This is a genomic window from Streptomyces sp. SID3343 (assembly GCF_009865215.1).
In the GTDB taxonomy this organism is placed as follows: Bacteria; Actinomycetota; Actinomycetes; order Streptomycetales; family Streptomycetaceae; genus Embleya.
This window is the reverse complement of record NZ_WWJX01000221.1, coordinates 1-18,145: the sequence shown is the minus strand read 5'-3', so window position 1 is coordinate 18,145 and position 18,145 is coordinate 1. Positions and strand designations below refer to the sequence as shown.

Genomic DNA, 18,145 nt, shown 5'->3' with positions numbered 1-18,145 from the left:
CGAGCGCAGCGAGGAGAGCGGCCGGAGGCCGCGCTTTTCAATGAGACTTCGGGGCCCGGAGCGAAGCGGAGGGACCCGAAGTCACGAGCGGAGTGCCGCTTTTCCGGAGGAGCGAAGCGGGGGAGGAAAAGTGGTGCTTCGCGAGCCGGCTTCTAGAAAAGGGGCGCTCCCCCTACGGGAGCGCCCCTTCCATGGATCAGGGTGTCACTACTTGCGTGCCGCCGTGATCGCCACGACCACGCCCGAGTTGTGCGGGAGCGGGAAGAGCGGCAGTGCGTTCACGCCGTACGAGTTGGCGAAGCCGGGGTTGCCCGTACCGAGCTGCGAACCGTGGAAGTCCTTGCCGAAGTTCAGGCGGTCGAGCGTGCCCGTCGACGTGGTCACCTTGGTCGTGTACGGTGCGCGCGCCGGGACCACGGCCGAGCCGTAACGGTCCTTGGGCAGCACGCGGCCCTTGTACAGCTCGGTGCCCGGCGCGTAGCCGAGCGTGTCGCTGAACAGGGTCACGGGAGCCTGCGCCCCGAACGTGTTGCACAGCGTGGTGCCGTTGAGGCAGCTCTTGAACGGCGTCGTCTTCTCGAAGCCGAACGCCGCGTTCGCGGACTGCACGCGCACACCGACGTTGCCGAACACGTTCTTCGACTCGATGCCGGCCGAGTTCGGGTCGGGCTTGGGGAACGCCGCGCCCGCGTCACCGGAGTAGCGCAGCGGGTCCGGGTGCGAGTCGACGATCAGCAACTCGCCCTTGGGGCCCCACGACGGCCCGTTGTTGATGTTGAAGTTGACGCCGTTGTTCTGGTACTCGTTGTCGCGCAACCAGACCAGCATCCCGGGCGCGTTGTACGCGACGCGCTCGGTCTTGCCGTTCTCGCCACCGGTGTACGCGTACTTCAGGCCCTCGTCGAAGCCCGACGTGTTGCGCCACTCGAGCAGGTAGTACTGCTCACGCGAGAACGTGCCGTTGGTACGACCCCAGCCGTTGCCCTGGGTGATCGCGTTGGTGCCCTTGATCGCGGTCCAGCCGTTGTCGCCGTTCTCGACGTCGTCCGACCACACCGTGTCCGCGCCGACCGTGAGCGAGAAGTCGTCCGCGAACCAGTTCTGCTCCATGAACGCCGCGTCGGTGTTCAGGTCCAGGCGCAGCTTGATGTTCTGTCCGGCGTAGGCCGCCAGGTCGACGCTGTCGTGCCGCCACCCGTTGCTGGAGCCGGTCAGCCCGTTGGTCTTGCGGAACGAGGCCAGGTTCTTCTGCGGGTCCGGGTAGTCCGCCGGGGTGCTGACCAGGTTGCCCGCGTCGTCGTGCACCGCGAGCTGCTTCCAGGTCGTGCCGTTGTCGGTGGACACCTCCACGAAGCCGAAGTCCCAGTCCTGCTCGATGACGTAGTTGTTCCACATCCGGAACTTGACGTCGGATCCGGCCGGCACCGTGATGTCGCGCTCGATGCGGACATCGGACCAGGCCTGGTCGTTGCCGGAGTACCACATGCCGTTACCGCCATGAGGCTTGCCGACCACGACGTCCTTGTTCGGCAGGTTCACCCGAACACCCTGGGACGTGCCCTTGGGGGTCTTCGCGGCCTGGCCGATCGTCTTGACCTTCACGCCGTCGCCGACCTTGACCACGTCGGGAGTCAGCCAACCGAGCGCGTACTTGTCCCAGATGCCCATGTGTGCGGGCATCGACTGGAACAGCGGGCCGGTGTGCGAGCCGGCCGACATCAGGTCCCAGAAGTTCAGGTCCGTGTCGCCGCCGCTGAAGTTGTCGTACAGGTCGGGCAGACCGAGGTCGTGGCCGAACTCGTGGGCGAACACGCCCACGCCGGAGTCCTCCGGCTGCACGATGTAGTTCGCGATCTTGATGTTCGTACCCGGCACCTGGTGTCCGAAGATCACCGTGCTCGCGTGCGCCCAGATCGCGTAGGTGCCCTCGGCGCCGCCGCCGCCGGACTTGTCCTTGCCGGCGTGGACGAGGACCAGGTGGTCGACGACGCCGTCCGGCTCCTGGGTGTTGCCGTCGTGGTCGGCGTCGCCCGGGTCTTCCTTGTCGTAGTCGGCCCACGGGAAGTTCGGCTGTTGCGCGGCGAGGACGTTGACCGCGTCGACCGCCAACTCCTGCGCGCCGCGCGGGTTCTGCGGGCTGCCGCTGTTGTCCTGCGGGATGTTGCCGCACGCGCCGGCGCCGTAGTACGCCTCGGAGTGCGGGACCTTGATCCAGTCCGTGGCCTGGCCGGAGACGGAATACTTCCCGCTCGACATCTCCTCGTACATGTTGCGCATGGTCAACCCCTTGAGGTCGACACCAGGCTTGCCGTCCGGCCCCTTGAGGTCGGTGCGCATGCGCTCGGTGACGCCCTCCTTGGAGTAGAGCATCTTGTCGAAGTAGGACTTGCTGAAGTCCTTGATCCACTGCGAGCTGTTGTTGTTCGGGTCGAGCGCCGGGTTGGGGATGCTGTTGTGCAGCGGCCCGTTCTTGACCGTGCCGGGGGGCTCGGTCACACAGGTCGGGTCGGCGGTGCTGGTGGGACGCTTGTAGCCGGAGAAGTCGTCGTTGGCCTTGTCGTTGAACTCGACCAGGATCGTGAGCAGCTTCGCGGTCTGCTTCGCGTCGACCGGCTTGCCGCTGCGCTCGGCGCGCAGTTGGGCCGGGCTCTTGCCGGTGCGACCCGCCTCGGCTTCGAGTTCCTTGATCTGCGCCGCCGCACGGGGGTTGCCGTCGGCGTTCTTGCGCTCGTTCGCGGCGACGCGTTCCTTCTGCGCCTGCAGCTTCGCGGCCGCGGCCGAGTCACCGGGCGTGTTGCTGGTGTCGATCGCCGCGTCGACGGAGTTGACGTAGTGGTCTTCGGGGCCGGGGTTCCACACGGCCTTCGTGGTGTCGACGCGCGTAGGCGCGGCCGACGAACTGGCGGGGACCGTGGCGGTAAGTCCCGCGATCGCAAGCGCGGAGACGGACAGGAGCGCCACGCGGCGCTTGCCCCGTCCGACGCCTCGGGGAGGCGTCGCGGCCTTCCCGGGTATCGCTCGACTCAACGTGCTCCCCTTTCCGACCGGGGTGACCCCGGACGCAAAGCGACGCCGTGTGATACAGGGGTGAACACACGACGTCGGGACGGTTCGGAAGGCCCGACGGACGTGCGGCATCAACCACCGGGTTGCGACGGTGCCGACACATGTTCGAGCGGGCTTCCGGACCCTAGAGGCGTGGGAGACGGGCGGGGCAGGGGCGACCAAGGGGTCTTTAGGGAAACTTTACAAACCTCTGTACATCCTGCCCGGTCGCGTGCCGCGACCGCCCCGGTATGTCCGGCGCATTGTCCGGTATTTCGTCAGAGCGCGGCCGGCGGAGGGCTCGGTCGCAGGGAGGCCGCCAGTACGGTCAAGTCCTCGAAGTCGGCGTTTCCGGTGACCATCGTGGTGATCCCGTTGTCGACGCGCACCAGCGAGCGGTACTTGGGGCCTTCGTAGGACTTCCACTGCTCGCCGGCCACGTTGACGCTGCCGACCGGCTTGCCCCGCTTGCCCTTGTCGCGCACCAACTCGTCGGTGAAGCCGTTGGTCTGCTCGACCGCGGCGTACTTGTCGTCCGGGTTGATGAACCCGATGTGCCACTCGGTCTTGCTCGGGTCGAACCCGGAGAAGTCCACCGACGTCGCGCGCCAGCGCTCGGCGAGCCCCTGCGGCGCGAGCAGCGGGTAGGGCGAGACCCGACTCGCCTGCTGGAACGTCAGTTCGTACTGCACCCGCCGGACCGGGTCACCCTCCTTGTGGGGGGACACCAGGAACAGCGCGCCGACCACGAGGCCACACGCCCCCAGGCTGAGCACCATGTTTCGTACGGTCTGCACACCCGTGTTTCTCGCCACCCGAACATGGTCGCATTGCCCGGACGCTCCTTTTACCCGGCCTACCTGCACCGATGGGTCCGCCCCCCGATAACATCGGGGCAATCCCGTTGGAACCAGTCCGGACCCGGGGCCGCGCGATCGTCGTGCCACCCGCACCGATGGCTCACGGCTCCGGGGGATCAGGGCACCCCTCGTGGTTACGAACCGGTTCCCCTACAGGAAGGCCCGCCAGATGACGGACCAATCTGTACCTCCGCAGCTCGAAGTCGCTCCCGAAGCCCCGGACCGCAACCTCGCACTCGAACTCGTCCGCGTCACCGAGGCCGCCGCGATGGCCGCCGGTCGCTGGGTCGGGCGCGGTGACAAGAACGGCGCGGACGGCGCGGCCGTCAAGGCCATGCGCGGTCTGATCCACACCGTGTCGATGAACGGCGTCGTGGTGATCGGCGAGGGCGAGAAGGACGACGCCCCGATGCTGTTCAACGGCGAGCGGGTCGGTGACGGCTCCGGGCCCGAGTGCGACGTCGCGGTCGACCCGGTCGACGGCACGACGCTGACCGCCAAGGGCATGAACAACGCCGTCGCGGTGATGGCCGTGTCCGAACGCGGCAGCATGTACGACCCGTCGGCCGTGTTCTACATGGAAAAGCTTGTCACCGGCCCCGAGGCCGCCGACGTGGTCGACCTGACGGCGCCGATCGCGGAGAACATCCGCCGCGTGGCCAAGGCGAAGAGCAGCGCGGTCGAGGACGTCACGGTCTGCATCCTGGACCGGCCGCGGCACGACTCGATGGTCAAGGAGATCCGCGAGGCGGGCGCCCGGATCAAGTTCATCGTCGACGGCGACGTCGCCGGCGCGATCATGGCGGCCAAGGACGGCACGGGCGTCGACCTGCTGCTCGGCATCGGCGGCACGCCGGAGGGCATCATCGCCGCCGCCGCGATCAAGTGCATGGGCGGCGTGATCCAGGGCCGGCTGTGGCCCAAGGACGACGCCGAGCGGGCCAAGGCGATCGACGCGGGCCACGACCTCTCGCGGGTGCTCCTGACCGACGACCTGGTCCGCGGCGACAACGTGTTCTTCGTCGCCACCGGGATCACCGACGGCGAACTCCTGCGCGGCGTCCGCTACCGCTCCAGCACGGCGCACACTTCCTCGCTGGTGATGCGCTCCAAGAGCGGCACGATCCGCCAGATCGAAAGCCAGCACCGCTTGGCGAAGCTCCGCGCCTACAGCGCGATCGACTTCGACCACGCCCGCTAGGTCGTCCGGCGCACCACCATCGGGCCCCGCTGCCTTCGGGCGGCGGGGCCCGATGCCGTTCGCCGCGGGCGCGCGGGTGGGGTGGGCGTGACCGAGGAGGCGACCGAGCGATCCGAGGCCGCGCGGGGGGCCGGGGCCGGGGGGACACGGACCGACGGGGCGGCGTCCCGGCCGCAGGCCGCGGGTAGGGCGCGGAGCCCGTGAAACGCGCAGCTCATCGGCCCCGTCCCACGAATAGGCGCGGATTTTGTCCCGCTATACGGGGATAGGTCTCCTGATCGTCGACCCAGGAGGCCCGGATGAGTACGCCGCGGGGCAAACACGCTCGACCTGCCGACGACGGCAGCAGCAAGGCGTCGGTCGAGCGCCCGCCCCGGCTCGGGCTGATTCTCACCGGGCTGTTGCTCGGGATGTTGGTGGCCGCGCTCGACCAGACCATCGTCTCGACCGCGTTGCCCACGATCGTGGGCGACCTCGGCGGATTGAACCACCTGTCCTGGGTGGTCACCGCGTATCTGCTCGCGTCCACGATCAGCACGCCGCTGTGGGGCAAACTGGGCGACCTGTTCGGGCGCAAGAAGCTCTACCAGGCGTCGATCGTGATCTTCCTGATCGGTTCCGTGCTGTGCGGCATCGCCCAGAACATGATCGAGCTGATCGCCTTCCGCGCCATCCAGGGCCTCGGCGGCGGCGGCCTGATCGTGCTCTCCCAGGCGATCATCGGCGACGTCGTGCCGCCGCGCGAACGCGGGCGCTACCAGGGCCTGTTCGGCGCCGTCTTCGGCGTCACGTCGGTGGCCGGACCGCTGCTCGGCGGCTTCTTCGTGGACAACCTGACCTGGCGGTGGGTGTTCTACATCAACCTGCCGATCGGCGCGATCGCGCTCGTGGTGATCGCCGCGGCGCTGCACACCAAGGAGATGCACACCCGCCCGAGCATCGACTATCTCGGCATCACCCTGCTGGCCGGCGGCACCACGTGTCTGGTCCTGCTGACCACGTTCGGCGGTACGACCTACCCGTGGGCCTCGGCCCAGATCTACGGGCTCGGGGTCGCGGCGGTGGTCCTGATCGTGGGTTTCGTCCTGGTCGAGAAGCGGGCCAGGGAACCGGTCCTGCCGCTGCGCCTGTTCCGCAACCCGATCTTCGCGGTGACCGCCGGCATCGGTTTCATCGTCGGCTTCGCGATGATGGGCGGCCTGAGTTTCCTGCCGCTGTTCATGCAGGTGGTCAACGGCGCGACACCCACCATGTCCGGGCTGCGCCTGGTACCGATGATGATCGGTCTCCTGGTCACCTCGATCGTCAGCGGCCAACTGATCAGCCGGACCGGCAGATACAAGATCTATCCGATCCTGGGCACCGCCGTGATGGCCGTCGGCATGTTCCTGATGTCGCGCATGGACGAGTACACCACCACGCCTGCGTCCTCGCTGTACATGCTGGTCTTCGGCATCGGTCTGGGCCTGGTCATGCAGGTGATCGTGCTCGCCGTGCAAAACGCGGTCCCCTACTCCGACCTCGGCGTGGCCACCGCCGGCGCCACCTTCTTCCGCTCCATCGGCGGCTCGTTCGGCGCCGCGATCTTCGGCACGATCTTCAACAACCGCCTCGCGGTGCACATCAAGGAGGCCGCCGCGCGCGGCCAAGGCATCCCGCCGGGCGCCGACAAGGGCTCGGCCGGCATCGACCCGGCATCACTGAACAAGCTGCCGCCCGCCGCCAAGGACGGCTTTATCCACGCCTACGCCCAGTCGCTGCAAACCGTGTTCCTGTCCGCTGCGGGCATCGTGCTGTTCGCGTTCCTGCTGTCGTTCCTGCTGCGGGAGGTACCGCTGCGCCAGGCCACCCGCGAAAGCGAACAGACGCCGCTGATGTCACCCACCTCGCGTAGTTCGGTCGACGAGATCGAGCGCGCGATGGCCCGGATGGTCCATCGCGAGAACGGCTGGGTGCGCTACGAGCGGATGATCGCGACCTCGGGCGTGACGTTGTCGGTCCCGTGCGCGTTCGGCGTACTCCAACTCGACCGTCTGGCACCGATCTCCGATCACGACCTCGCGGCGCAACTGCACGAGTCCCGGGAACGGGTCACCCACTACGCGGACGAACTGATCGCATCCGGGCATGCCCGACGAAGCCCGGACGGCGAACTGTCCTTGACCACAACGGGCGGCGAGGCGGTGGAACGACTCGTGGAGGCCCGTCGGCAGATCCTCACCGAGGTGATGGCCGACTGGTCCCCGGAGCAGTCCGAGGAACTCACCGCCCTGTTGCGCAAGTTGGCCCGACTGACCACCGACACCCCGCACGACCACATCGTCGGCGAGGCCGAACGACACGCGCCGTGACAGGTGCGGTGACGGCGCGGGCGACGACCTGTCAGTGGTACGCGCGCCGGCGCCGCACCGCGCCCCGCTCGCTGGGGGTCATCCCCCCGCGCACACCGAGCGGGTTGGCCTCGGCCAACGCGCTCGCGCGGCATTCGAGCAGGACCGCGCAGCGCGCGCACACGCGCTTGGCCTCCTCCTCCCGGGCCAGCGCCGCGACGGCGGGCTCCCCGGGTCGGCCGAGGAACAGTTGCCGATCCTCGGTTGCGCACGCACCGCCCACCGGGGGCGTCCAGGTCGCGATGTGGGGGGTTCGGAGTATGTCGATCCGTTCGGTCACGCTGCTCTCCTCGCGTCGGCTACTGCCCCTCAACTACCCGACGGGCACCGCCGCATGCGCACTATCACGACAAGGAGACAACAAGTAACGGCAACGAAACATCAAGGACATCCGGAATCCGCCGTCCCGCACCGTCCGCACCACCGCCCCGGCCCGGCGCCCGCCCGGACTCCCGTACCGGGAAGGGCGGCTGACGGGCCGTCGGAAGCGCACGAACGCGACGAGGATCGGCGAGTGCTCTTCGGCCCCCCGGGACCCGTGCACGTTCGGCTCCCCGACGGCACCCCGCTCTCGTCGGCGCTCCCGGCGTTCGGGCCGGCTCGCGGCTGCTTCGGGGCTTGTCCCTCCCGGACCGATCGGGCGCTAGGGCTTACCTACCGGGATCTTGCCGACGAAGGTCTGGGCCGGTCCCAGCTGGTCGAAGAAGTCCTGGCCCTTGTCGTCCACGACGATGAACGCCGGGAAGTCCTCGACCTCGATCTTCCAGACCGCTTCCATGCCCAGTTCCGGGTATTCCAGGACCTCGACCTTTTTGATGCAGTCCTGGGCGAGCCGCGCGGCCGGGCCGCCGATCGAACCGAGGTAGAAGCCGCCGTGTGCCTTGCACGCGTCGGTGACCTGCTTGCTGCGGTTGCCCTTGGCGAGCATCACCATCGAGCCGCCCGCCGCCTGGAACTGCTCGACGTAGGAGTCCATCCGGCCCGCCGTGGTCGGGCCGAACGAGCCGGACGCGTAGCCGTCGGGGGTCTTGGCCGGGCCCGCGTAGTAGACCGCGTGGTCGCGCAGGTACTGCGGCATCGACTCGCCCGCGTCCAGCCGTTCCTTGATCTTGGCGTGCGCGATGTCGCGCGCGACGACCACCGGGCCCGACAGCGACAGGCGGGTCTTGACCGGGTACTTGGACAGTTCTTCGCGGATCTCGCTCATCGGCCGGTTGAGGTCGATGTGCACGACGTCGTCGTCGAGGTCCTCGTGCGTGGTGTCGGGAAGGTACTTGGCGGGGTCGGTCTCCAGCTCCTCCAGGAACACGCCCTCGGCGGTGATCTTGGCGAGTGCCTGCCGGTCGGCCGAACACGACACCGCGATCGCCACCGGGCACGAGGCGCCGTGTCGCGGCAGGCGGATCACCCGCACGTCGTGGCAGAAGTACTTGCCGCCGAACTGCGCGCCGATGCCCATCTCCTGGGTCAGCTTGAGCACCTCGGCCTCGAACTCGACGTCACGGAAACCGTGCCCGAGCGGCGAGCCCTGGCCGGGAAGCGTGTCGAGGTAGCGGGTGGAGGCGTACTTCGCGGTCTTGAGCGCGTGCTCGGCGCTCGTCCCGCCGACCACGATCGCGAGGTGGTAGGGCGGGCACGCCGCGGTGCCGAGCGAGCGGATCTTCTCGTCCAGGAAGCGCAGCATGCTCTGCGGGTTCAGGACGGCCTTGGTCTCCTGATACAGGTAGGACTTGTTGGCGCTGCCGCCGCCCTTGGCCATGAACAGGAACTTGTACGCCTCGCCGGGCGTCGCGTACAGCTCGATCTGGGCGGGCAGGTTGTTGCCCGTGTTCTTCTCGTCCCACATGGTCAGCGGGGCCATCTGCGAGTAGCGCAGGTTCAGTTCGGTGTAGGCGTTGGAGATGCCGCGGGACAGGTGCTCCTCGTCGCGCCCGTCGGTCAGCACGTGCTGGCCGCGCTTGCCCATCACGATCGCGGTACCGGTGTCCTGGCACATCGGCAGCACGCCGCCGGCCGCGATGTTGGCGTTCTTGAGCAGGTCGAGCGCCACGAAGCGGTCGTTGGGCGACGCCTCGGGGTCGTCGAGGATCCGCGCGACCTGCGCGAGGTGTCCCGGACGCAGCAGGTGGGAGATGTCGCGCATCGCGGTACGGGCGAGCAGCCGCAGCGCCTCGGGGTCGACGTTGAGGAACCGACGCCCACCTGCCTCGAACGTGGACACGCCGTCGGCGGTCAGCAGCCGGTACGGCGTGGTGTCCTCCCCCAGCGGCAGCAGATCCGTGTAGGCGCTGAAGGAGTTGTCAGGGGCGGGCATCGTGATCCTCACTAAGGCGGTGACGGGGCCGTCGTCAAGAGTAGAACGGGCCTGTCGACGCGATGGCCCCGAGGTGGTGCGGCAGCGACCGAGCCGATCGGCTCGGTCGCTGCCGGGTCCGGTACGTGGGCCGCTACCGGGCGAGCGTTTCGGCCGGGGCGCGATGTCGTGCGGCCGCCGGATCCGGCCGCTCCGCCGCGCTCACCTCCTGTTCCGCCGAGCCCGCCCGACCACCGCGCATCCCGATCACCACACCCACCCCGACCACGAGCGCGCCTGCGAACTGCCCCGGGGTCGGCGCCCCCGTCCCCAGCACGAGCCCGGACATCGCGGCCGTCACCGGCACGAGCCCCATGAACAACCCCGCCTGCTCCGGCTCGACCCGGGCCAGCGCCGAGTACCACAGCAAAAACGCCCCGGCCGTGAGCGGCAACGCGAGGTAGACCAACGCCGCGAACTCGGCCCCGGTGGGCATCCGCACGAACTCCGCCCCGTCGGTGAACAGCCCCACCACCGCCATCTGCGGAATCGCCATCGCCGTCGCGTACGCGGCGATCCTCCACGCCCCCAGCCGCGGCAGCAACGGCACCGCGATCAAGGTGAACCCCATCTCGCACACCGCCACCGCACACGCGAACACCAGCCCGAGCGCGGTCCCGCCCCCGAACCCCTGCACGAGCCCCGCCCCCGCCACCACGACCACCGCGGCGAGCAGCACCGGCCCGGTCGGCCGCCGCCCGCCCAGGAAGGGGGCGACCAGTACCAACAGCAACGGCGTGGCCCCGAGCACGCTCCCCACCGTCGCCGGATCGGCCCGATCCAGGGCCGCGAAGAGGAACAGGTTGAACAGCGTCTGCCCGGACAACGCGAGCAGCCCGAGCCGGACGAGTTCGCGTCGGGTCGGCCTCAGCAGCGACACTCCGCGCAGCCGCAGCACTGCGAACAACACCACCGCCGCCAGCGCGTACCGCAGCAGTTGACCGCCCGTCACGGGATAGCCCTGCAACACGGCGGAGACCCCGGCGGCGGCACCGATCAGGGCCTGCGCGGAGGCGGCGCACACCAGGCCGATCGAACGGGGGGACATCGAGGAGAGGCTCATGCACGTAACGTTAGAAAGCCGGTGGAGCTGTGGTCAGTGCCACTTCGCCGGCGGAAAATCGGACCACTTGCGGGCGACGCTCGACCGCGTGGCCGCGGCGCACCCGCGAACGAGCAGCGAAGGGCAGGTGCCGGTCGTGCGCGACCTCCTCGTCCACCTCGACCGATCAGCCGGACGGCTGGGCACCCAGGTGCGGACCGGCCTGCGCGACGCGGTCCGTTCGGGCCGTCTGCCGGCGGGATTTCGGATGCCGTCCACCCGCGCCCTCGCGCAAAGCCTGGGGGTGTCCCGGGGCATGGTCGTCGACGCGTACGAACAACTGGTCGCCGAGGGCTACCTGACGTCGCGTCACGGCTCGGGTACGCAGGTCACGTCCGCGTGCGCGGCCCCACAACCGGCCGACAGCCCGGCCACGAGCCCCGTCGTACCGATCACGCACGACCTCAAACCCGGCGTCCCGGACCTGTCCACCTTCCCGCGCGGGCCCTGGCTCGCCGCGACCCGACACGTCCTGAGCACCGCACCACACACCGCCTTCGGCTACCCGGGTCCGTCCGGCGCCCCCGAGCTGCGCTCCGCGCTGACCGACTACCTCGGCCGCGTCCGCGCCGCGCAGGTCCGCCCCGAACACATCGTGGTCGTCAACGGCGTGGCCCAGGGCCTGTCCCTGGTCTCCCAGGCGCTGCGCCGCATGGGCCGGGGAGTACTCGCGGTGGAGGATCCCTCCAGCAACCGACAGCGGGGCATCTTCGACACCCACGGCCTCGAACTCGCCTACGCCCCCACCGATTCCGAGGGCATCGACGTGGCCGCGCTCGCCCGTACCGGGGCCCGCGCCGTACTGGTCACGCCCGCCCACCAGTACCCGACCGGCGTGGTCCTGTCCCCGTCCCGCCGCGCCGAGCTGATCGCGTGGGCGCGCGCGAGCGACGCGCTGATCGTCGAGGACGACTACGACGCCGAGTTCCGCTACGACCGCGACCCGGTCGGCTGCCTCCAGGGGTTGGCCCCGGACCGCGTCGTACACCTGGGTTCCACCAGCAAGGCACTCGCCCCCGGCATGCGCCTGGGCTGGGCCGCGCTGCCGGCCGCGATGATCGAGCGGATCCACGACCTCAAGACCCACGCCGACCTCGGCTCACCCGTGCTCGCGCAGCTGACCCTCGTGCGCATGCTGGAGACCGGCGGGTACGACCGACATCTGCGCGCGATGCGGGCGCACTACCGCGCCCGCCGCGACGCGGTGGTCGAGGCCATCGCCGAACACCTGCCCGCCGCGCGCGTACGCGGCATCGCCGCCGGCCTCCATCTGTGCGTCGAGCTCCCGCCCGGAACCGACGAATCGGCCACCGTGATCCGGGCCCGCGCGCTGGGCCTGCGGATCGAACCCCTGACCCCGATGCGCGTGCTGACCCCGGGACCGCCCTCGGTGATCATCGGTTACGCGACGCTGTCTCCCGACCGGCTGCGCGCCGCGGTGCGGCTGCTCGCCCGGTCCGTACTGCCCTGACCCCGACCCGCCCGACTAGATTGGTCCCGTGGAAAACAGCCCCGAGCGCCGCTCCCAGCCGCCGACCCCCGAGCTTCGGGCTTCCGACGCCGACCGTGATCGCTACGTGAGTATCCTGCGGGACGCGCACGCGGAGGGGCGATTGACCGCGGAGGAGCACGCCGAGCGGGTCGACATCGCGCTGTCCGCACGGACGGTCGGCGAGTTGGAACCACTCGTACGCGACCTTCCGGTGCCGGCCGCCACCTCCGGATACCGGCCCGCGACGACACCGGCCGGCTCGGCGCCGTTGCCGACCAAGTCGAACATGGTCGCGTTCTGGAGCGGCTCCACCCGCAAGGGCCGTTGGCGAGCGGGCGGCAAGCTCAACGCGGTCGCGGTCATGGGCGGCATCGACATCGACCTCAGCCAAGCGGTCTTCGCGGAGCCCGAACTCGTGATCAGGATCTTCACGCTGTGGGGCGGCGTGGACATCAAGATCCCCGAGGGCGTGACCGTGCGCGACCACGGGATCGGCATCATGGGCGGCTTCGACGTCCGCGAGCAGTACACCGACGACCCGAACGCGCCGGTGATCGTGATCAAGGGCGTGGCCGTCATGGCCGGCGTGAGCGTACGGGTCAAGCGGCGCAAGGAACTTCGCGAGCGCGAACGCGAACAGCGCGACCGCGACCGCCACACCGACCGCGACCGACCCGTCGAGGGCGACGACCGCTTTCGCAAGGAACTCTGAGCGTCAGGCAGTTCGAGCCACGTCCGTCGGCCCGGCGGCACAGTGCCAGGGGCATACCGCCGCGATCGACCACGCTCGCGCGACGACCCCCGCCCGCAGCGCTCGCGGACGAGGGCCGTTTCGTGGCGACGGTCGGCGCAGACCGTCTGCCGGTGCCGGTCGGTAAGCGTCCGACGCCGGTCAGTAAGCGTCGTACGAGATCACGCTGTACGGCATCGGTGCCGAGGCCCCGGCGGCCCACTTCTGCGCCGCCGACGCCCCCGCCGGCTGCTGGGTGATCGCGCCGTTCCCGCTCGCCGGAGCGGTCGCGACGAGGCCGGACACGCGGCTGATCAGCTGCCCGTCCGCGCCGACGTCGAAGCGCAGGTTGTTCAGGTAGGCGCCGTGCGCGTCGTCACAACGCCAGATGCCCAGGCCCGACCCCGCCGCCGTGCTGCCGCGATTGTCCAGGCAGTAGGCAGCGTCCTCGAGGCTGTGCACCTGGCCGGTCGCCGCGTTGCGCCACCACTTCTGGTTGGTGTTGCCGGTGCAGTCGAAGGCCAGGACGTTGCGACCGTCGGTCATCGAACCACCGTCCACGTCCAGGCACTTGGCCGTGCCCACCGACTTGGTCTCGGTGAAGGTCACGGACTGCCCGGCCTCCTTGATCCAGCGCTGATTCGCCGAGCCGTCACACGCCGCGAGCACCAACCTCGCGCCGAGGGTCGCGTCCGCGGCCGGTGGCGAGACGCACAGCGATTGCGTGTCGGCCGGTCGCAGCGTGCCCGCGACCTGGACGAAGCGCTGGTTCGTACCGCCGTTGCAGTTCCACAGCACCAACGCGGTACCGGAACTGCGCCCGCCTCCCAGCGGATCTACGCAGCGGTCGTGACTGAGTTCGGTGTGCAGCGACTGGTTCGCGCCGTCGTACCAAAAGCCCTGGTTACGCCCGCCGTGGCACGGCCACAGGTCCAGCGGGGTGTAGTTGCGGGACGAGAAGCCGTAGGTGTCGGCGCACAACCCGGTTCCCTCGTTGCGCAGTTGCCGGAAGTCGGCGCTCAGCGCGCCCTGATGGAGCACCGGCTGTCCCGTACTCGCCGGGTCGGCGCAAGCGGCCTGGCTCCAACCGGAGTCGTACAACTGGGTCAGGCACGACGCGAAGGCGAGATGGCCGCGCGCGTTGGGGTGGAAGCTCTGCCGGGTGGTGTTCTCGTCGAACAGGTCCGGGTTGGCGAACCACAGTCCGCGCGCCCACGTGTCGTCGCTGCACACCTCGTGCCCGTGGAACAGCCGCGAGTTGTCGAGGTAGATCGCTCCGGCGTCGGCCGCCGCCTGCCGCTCGGCCTGTTCGAAGATCGGCACCGCCGCGTTGCGCCCCCACGCGGCGTCGCGCAGGTAGCCCAGACAGCCCCCGCCGTACCACCCGGGGAAGTCCGGGTTGTCCTCGACATCCGGGCCGATCGGCGACGGATAGCCCATCGTGACGAGCCGGTAATCGCCGGGCTGGTAGCCCGCGTCGGTCATGGTGGTCTTCAGGTCGCGGATCGTCTGCTCGACCTTGGGCCGCATCGCGTCGGCCCGAGCCTGCCAACCGCCCTGATACGTCCCGTAGCACTCGCCCTGGAAGAAGACCCGCCGCGTGACGCAGTCCGTCATGGTCGGGCCGAACCGGATGTCGTCGTTGGCCCCCGCGACCAGCAGGATCAACCGGACGTGCGTGTTGCGGGCCTTGATCGCCAGGTTGTCCGACTGCACGAGCTCGTCGGCGTACTGCTTGCTGCCGCCGATCCGGATGTTGACCGTCGACGCCCCCGAGCACGCGACGTTGTAGGTGACGTCGGCGGGGATACCGGTCTTGTGGATCGCCGAATCCGGCGCCCGATGGCACCAGTTGGTCGGACCGTCCGTGCCGGGTTCGTACACCCCGACGCCCTCGCCGGAGATCTCGCTGTCACCGAGCGAGATCAGCGACGTCTTGCGCTCGGCCAACGGTTTGATCCCGGAACTTCCGTACAGCGCCTGGGACTCGGCCTGCCGCAGGGCCTCCAGCTCCGGGGACAACGAGGTGACCGCAGGACCCGCGGTCGCGGCGCCGGCCTGCTGACTTGCCGTCAGCCCGCCGGTCGGACCGACCAGCATCGCCGATACCACCACCGTCAGCGCCCGGTTGCGCACACGCTCGAACTTGGACATGCGCCCTCGCCTTCATGGCATGGAAGGAACACGCACGAGCCGCCCAAAGGGGACTTGGGCACTGTGGAGCGCACAAAAAGCTACCGGTGGGTAGCGAGGAATTGAAGCCCCGCCGCCGAGTCTCCACGTCCCGACGGACCCCGGACATCCGTCAAGCGGAATCGATCCGCCACTGCCGAACCCCGACAAGAGCAGGCCGACACCGCCGCCCGCTCACCACCGGAACGGCACGACCAAGCGACGGTGGGCACCCCGACCCACCACCGCCACCGCTCACTCCCCTACGACACGATGTCCTTCCGACCGAAGTGGCGGAAGGCCAAGGCCAGGAAGACCAGGGCGTACGCGACCGAGACCGCCGTGCCCTTGATCATGCCGTCCCATTGCGGGTCGGGCTGGAGGACGTCGACCCAGGCGAACTGCCAGTGCGTGGGCAGGTAGTCGCGCCACGAGCCCAGGGCCGTCACCGCGTCGACGATGTTGGAGACCACCACCAGGCCCACCGCTCCGCCGACCGCGCCCAGCGGAGCGTCGGTCACCGTCGAGAGCCAGAACGCGATGCCCATCACCACCAGTTGCGCGACGATGCCGTAACCCACCACCACGCTCATCCGCCCCAGCGCCTCACCGGTGGGCAACGACGCGCCCACCGGCAGGTCCAACGGTCCCCATCCGAACGCGATCGTGCCCGCGATCATCGCCATCAACGGCAACAGCACGAGCGCCAGCACGCTGTAGCCGAGCGCGACCACGAGCTTGACCCACAGCAACCGCGCGCGCGGCACCGGCGCCGCGAGCAGATACCGCAGCGAGGACCAACTCGCCTCGCCCGCCACGGTGTCGCCGCAGAACAAGGCGACCGCGACCACCAGCAGGAAGCCGGTCGAGACGAACAACGTGAACGCGGTGAAGTTCAGCGCGCTCTGCGTCGCCACGTCCACCAGCGTCGGCACCGCGTCGGCCTTGGGATCGCCGCCGATCTTGAACGCCGCGACCAGGATCCACGGCAACGCGAGCAGCAGCCCGATCATGAACAGCGTGCGCCTGCGCCGGAACTGACGCACGGTCTCGACCCGAATCGGCAGCGTGCGCCGCGCCCGATAGCCGGGCGCGTGCGACGCGCCCGCCACCGGGTGCGCACCCTCGTCGGTCGGCAGATCGGGGAGGGTGCGGGTCATCGGGACTCCCCAAAGAACATCGAGAACACGTCGTCCGAACCCCGGCCCGCAACCACCCACAAGCCCACAACCGTGCAAGCCATCAGGACTCCCCAATGAGCGTCAGGAACGCGTCTTCCAGGCGGCGGCGCGCGGTGACCCGGTCGACCGCGACCCCGGCGCCGACGAGTTCGGCCACTATGGCGGAGGACTCGGCGCCCGCGAGGTGGACCAGGACGCCGCCCTCCTCCGGCTCGACCGTGGCGATGCCCGGCAGATCCTTCAGCGTGGCGATGGCCAGGTCCGGTGCGGGGGTGCCGATCACGAGGGTGTTGCCGTTGCCGACGATCTCGCCGACCGGTCCCGACGCCACGAGTCGGCCGCGGTGCATCACCACGACGTGGGTACAGGTCTGCTCGACCTCGGCGAGCAGATGGCTGGACACCACGACCGTGCGGCCGGTGGCCGCGTAGCCGATCAGCACGTCGCGCATCGCGCGGATCTGCGGCGGGTCGAGCCCGTTGGTCGGCTCGTCCAACACGAGCAGGTCCGGCAGGCCGAGCATGGCCTGAGCGATCGCGAGCCGCTGCCGCATCCCCTGTGAGTACGTGCGTACGTTGCGGTCCAGCGCCTCACCGAGCCCGGCGATCTCCAGCGCCTCCTCGAAGTGCGCGTCCGCGTGCGGTCGACCCGTCGCCCGCCAGTACAGCGACAGGTTCTCCCGCCCCGAAAGATGCGGCAGGAACCCGGGCCCCTCGACGAACGAACCCAGCCGCGACAGCACCGGCGCCCCGGGACCGACCATCCGGCCGAAGATCCGTATCCCGCCCCCGTCGGGATGGATCAACCCCATCAACATCCGCAGCGTGGTGGTCTTGCCCGCGCCGTTGGGCCCGAGCAGACCGAGCACTTGGCCCGCGTCGACCTGGAAGGACAGGTCGTCGACGGCGAGCTTGCCGCCCTTGTACCGCTTCGTGAGATTGCGGATCTGCAAGGGCACTTCGGCAAGGTCCGGATCCGGCGCGGCGGCCGCCGCCCGACGCCGCCCGGTCAACAGCAACGCGAGCGCGATCACTGCGGCGATCAGCGGCAGCCCCCACGTCCACCACGGGTAGCCGGACGACTCGACGTGCAATTGCGGTACGGAGGGCACGGTCAGCGGCCCGGCGAGCGCGACCCGATAGCTCGTCGGCTCGTTCGGCGACGCATAGCCGAGGTCGGTCGCGGTGAGCACGAGCCGCAACCGGTGGCCGGCGTCCACCTGGTGGTCGATCGCGGGCAGACGCACCTCGACGTCGCGCCCGGCCGCGCCGCCGGTGATGCGCAGCGGTGCGGCGAGTTGGTGCGGCAGTACCGCCCCGCCGTCGGGCGAGACGTCGTACAGCTTCGCGAACAGCACGATGTCGTCGGCCCCCGAGACCCGCACCCGGGCGGTCGTCGAGCCGGTGATCCACGTGCTCTGCTCGAACTTGTCGCTCTGGAAGAACGCGCTCTGGCCGGGCAGATCGAACGCGATGCCGCCCAGGTCACCCGCGCCCGCCGCGATCGCGCCCAGGCCGCCGGAGCCGCCGAGCAGCCCGAGTCCGGGCAGGCCGGACACCGAGGTCGGCGCCCCGCCCGGCGGATTGGCCACCGTCTGCTCGGGGCCCACGAGCGGCACC

The 18,145-nt window shown here is 69.7% G+C and carries 12 protein-coding genes; 4 read left to right on the top strand and 8 right to left on the bottom strand.

Going from position 1 to position 18,145, the window contains the following annotated elements; all coding sequences use genetic code 11:
* Positions 1-207: 207 nt before the first annotated feature.
* Both GT354_RS08115 and GT354_RS08110 read right to left on the bottom strand, forming a co-directional pair.
* On the bottom strand, positions 208-3,027 hold the full coding sequence (locus GT354_RS08115) for an immune inhibitor A domain-containing protein (protein WP_237534491.1): 2,820 nt from the start codon (positions 3,025-3,027) through the stop codon (positions 208-210).
* A gap of 296 nt (positions 3,028-3,323) precedes the next feature.
* Complete coding sequence (locus GT354_RS08110) at positions 3,324-3,860, bottom strand: DUF4245 domain-containing protein (protein ID WP_346011917.1); 537 nt, start codon at positions 3,858-3,860, stop codon at positions 3,324-3,326.
* 214 nt (positions 3,861-4,074) lie between these two features.
* Here GT354_RS08110 and glpX point away from each other — a divergent pair, with 214 nt between their 5' ends.
* Positions 4,075-5,106 (top strand): class II fructose-bisphosphatase, encoded by a 1,032-nt coding sequence (glpX, locus tag GT354_RS08105; protein ID WP_161355578.1) that lies wholly within the window; start codon positions 4,075-4,077, stop codon positions 5,104-5,106.
* Positions 5,107-5,405: 299 nt separating this feature from the next.
* The gene (locus GT354_RS08100; RefSeq protein ID WP_161355577.1) at positions 5,406-7,457 is read left to right on the top strand and encodes an MDR family MFS transporter; all 2,052 of its coding nucleotides are present in this window, start codon (positions 5,406-5,408) and stop codon (positions 7,455-7,457) included.
* A 31-nt stretch (positions 7,458-7,488) separates the two neighbouring features.
* Here GT354_RS08100 and GT354_RS55695 read toward each other — a convergent pair whose 3' ends face one another.
* The 3 genes from GT354_RS55695 to GT354_RS08085 all read right to left on the bottom strand — a co-directional run bounded on the left by GT354_RS55695 (position 7,489) and on the right by GT354_RS08085 (position 10,912).
* Positions 7,489-7,719: a WhiB family transcriptional regulator gene (locus GT354_RS55695; protein WP_346011918.1), complete on the bottom strand. Its 231-nt coding sequence runs from the start codon at positions 7,717-7,719 to the stop codon at positions 7,489-7,491.
* A gap of 420 nt (positions 7,720-8,139) precedes the next feature.
* The gene (locus GT354_RS08090) at positions 8,140-9,810 is read right to left on the bottom strand and encodes a fumarate hydratase (protein ID WP_161355575.1); all 1,671 of its coding nucleotides are present in this window, start codon (positions 9,808-9,810) and stop codon (positions 8,140-8,142) included.
* Positions 9,811-9,943: 133 nt separating this feature from the next.
* Positions 9,944-10,912: a DMT family transporter gene (locus tag GT354_RS08085; RefSeq protein WP_161355574.1), complete on the bottom strand. Its 969-nt coding sequence runs from the start codon at positions 10,910-10,912 to the stop codon at positions 9,944-9,946.
* Between the two features lie 88 nt (positions 10,913-11,000).
* Here GT354_RS08085 and GT354_RS08080 point away from each other — a divergent pair, with 88 nt between their 5' ends.
* Both GT354_RS08080 and GT354_RS56410 read left to right on the top strand, forming a co-directional pair.
* The gene (locus GT354_RS08080; RefSeq protein ID WP_346011916.1) at positions 11,001-12,422 is read left to right on the top strand and encodes a PLP-dependent aminotransferase family protein; all 1,422 of its coding nucleotides are present in this window, start codon (positions 11,001-11,003) and stop codon (positions 12,420-12,422) included.
* A gap of 28 nt (positions 12,423-12,450) precedes the next feature.
* Positions 12,451-13,155, top strand: coding sequence for a DUF1707 and DUF2154 domain-containing protein (locus GT354_RS56410; RefSeq protein WP_161355573.1), 705 nt, complete (start codon positions 12,451-12,453; stop codon positions 13,153-13,155).
* A gap of 180 nt (positions 13,156-13,335) precedes the next feature.
* On the opposite strand, the gene GT354_RS08070 is transcribed toward GT354_RS56410, so the two are convergent.
* From GT354_RS08070 to GT354_RS08060, 3 genes are all read right to left on the bottom strand, one after another.
* On the bottom strand, positions 13,336-15,273 hold the full coding sequence (locus GT354_RS08070; protein WP_161355579.1) for a ricin-type beta-trefoil lectin domain protein: 1,938 nt from the start codon (positions 15,271-15,273) through the stop codon (positions 13,336-13,338).
* Between the two features lie 335 nt (positions 15,274-15,608).
* Positions 15,609-16,505 (bottom strand): ABC transporter permease subunit, encoded by an 897-nt coding sequence (locus GT354_RS08065; protein ID WP_161355572.1) that lies wholly within the window; start codon positions 16,503-16,505, stop codon positions 15,609-15,611.
* 82 nt (positions 16,506-16,587) lie between these two features.
* Positions 16,588-18,145, bottom strand: a 1,558-nt coding sequence (locus GT354_RS08060) for an ATP-binding cassette domain-containing protein (RefSeq protein WP_161355571.1), incomplete at its 5' end; no start/stop codon positions are given.

What these genes read in the sequence shown, in the direction of transcription:
- glpX (WP_161355578.1), top strand. Translation starts at nt 4,075, where the DNA reads ATGACGGACCAATCTGTACCTCCGCAGCTCGAAGTCGCTCCCGAAGCC.
- GT354_RS08100 (WP_161355577.1), top strand. Translation starts at nt 5,406, where the DNA reads ATGAGTACGCCGCGGGGCAAACACGCTCGACCTGCCGACGACGGCAGC.
- GT354_RS08090 (WP_161355575.1), bottom strand. Translation starts at nt 9,810, where the DNA reads ATGCCCGCCCCTGACAACTCCTTCAGCGCCTACACGGATCTGCTGCCG.
- GT354_RS08085 (WP_161355574.1), bottom strand. Translation starts at nt 10,912, where the DNA reads ATGAGCCTCTCCTCGATGTCCCCCCGTTCGATCGGCCTGGTGTGCGCC.
- GT354_RS08070 (WP_161355579.1), bottom strand. Translation starts at nt 15,273, where the DNA reads ATGCTGGTCGGTCCGACCGGCGGGCTGACGGCAAGTCAGCAGGCCGGC.
- GT354_RS08065 (WP_161355572.1), bottom strand. Translation starts at nt 16,505, where the DNA reads ATGACCCGCACCCTCCCCGATCTGCCGACCGACGAGGGTGCGCACCCG.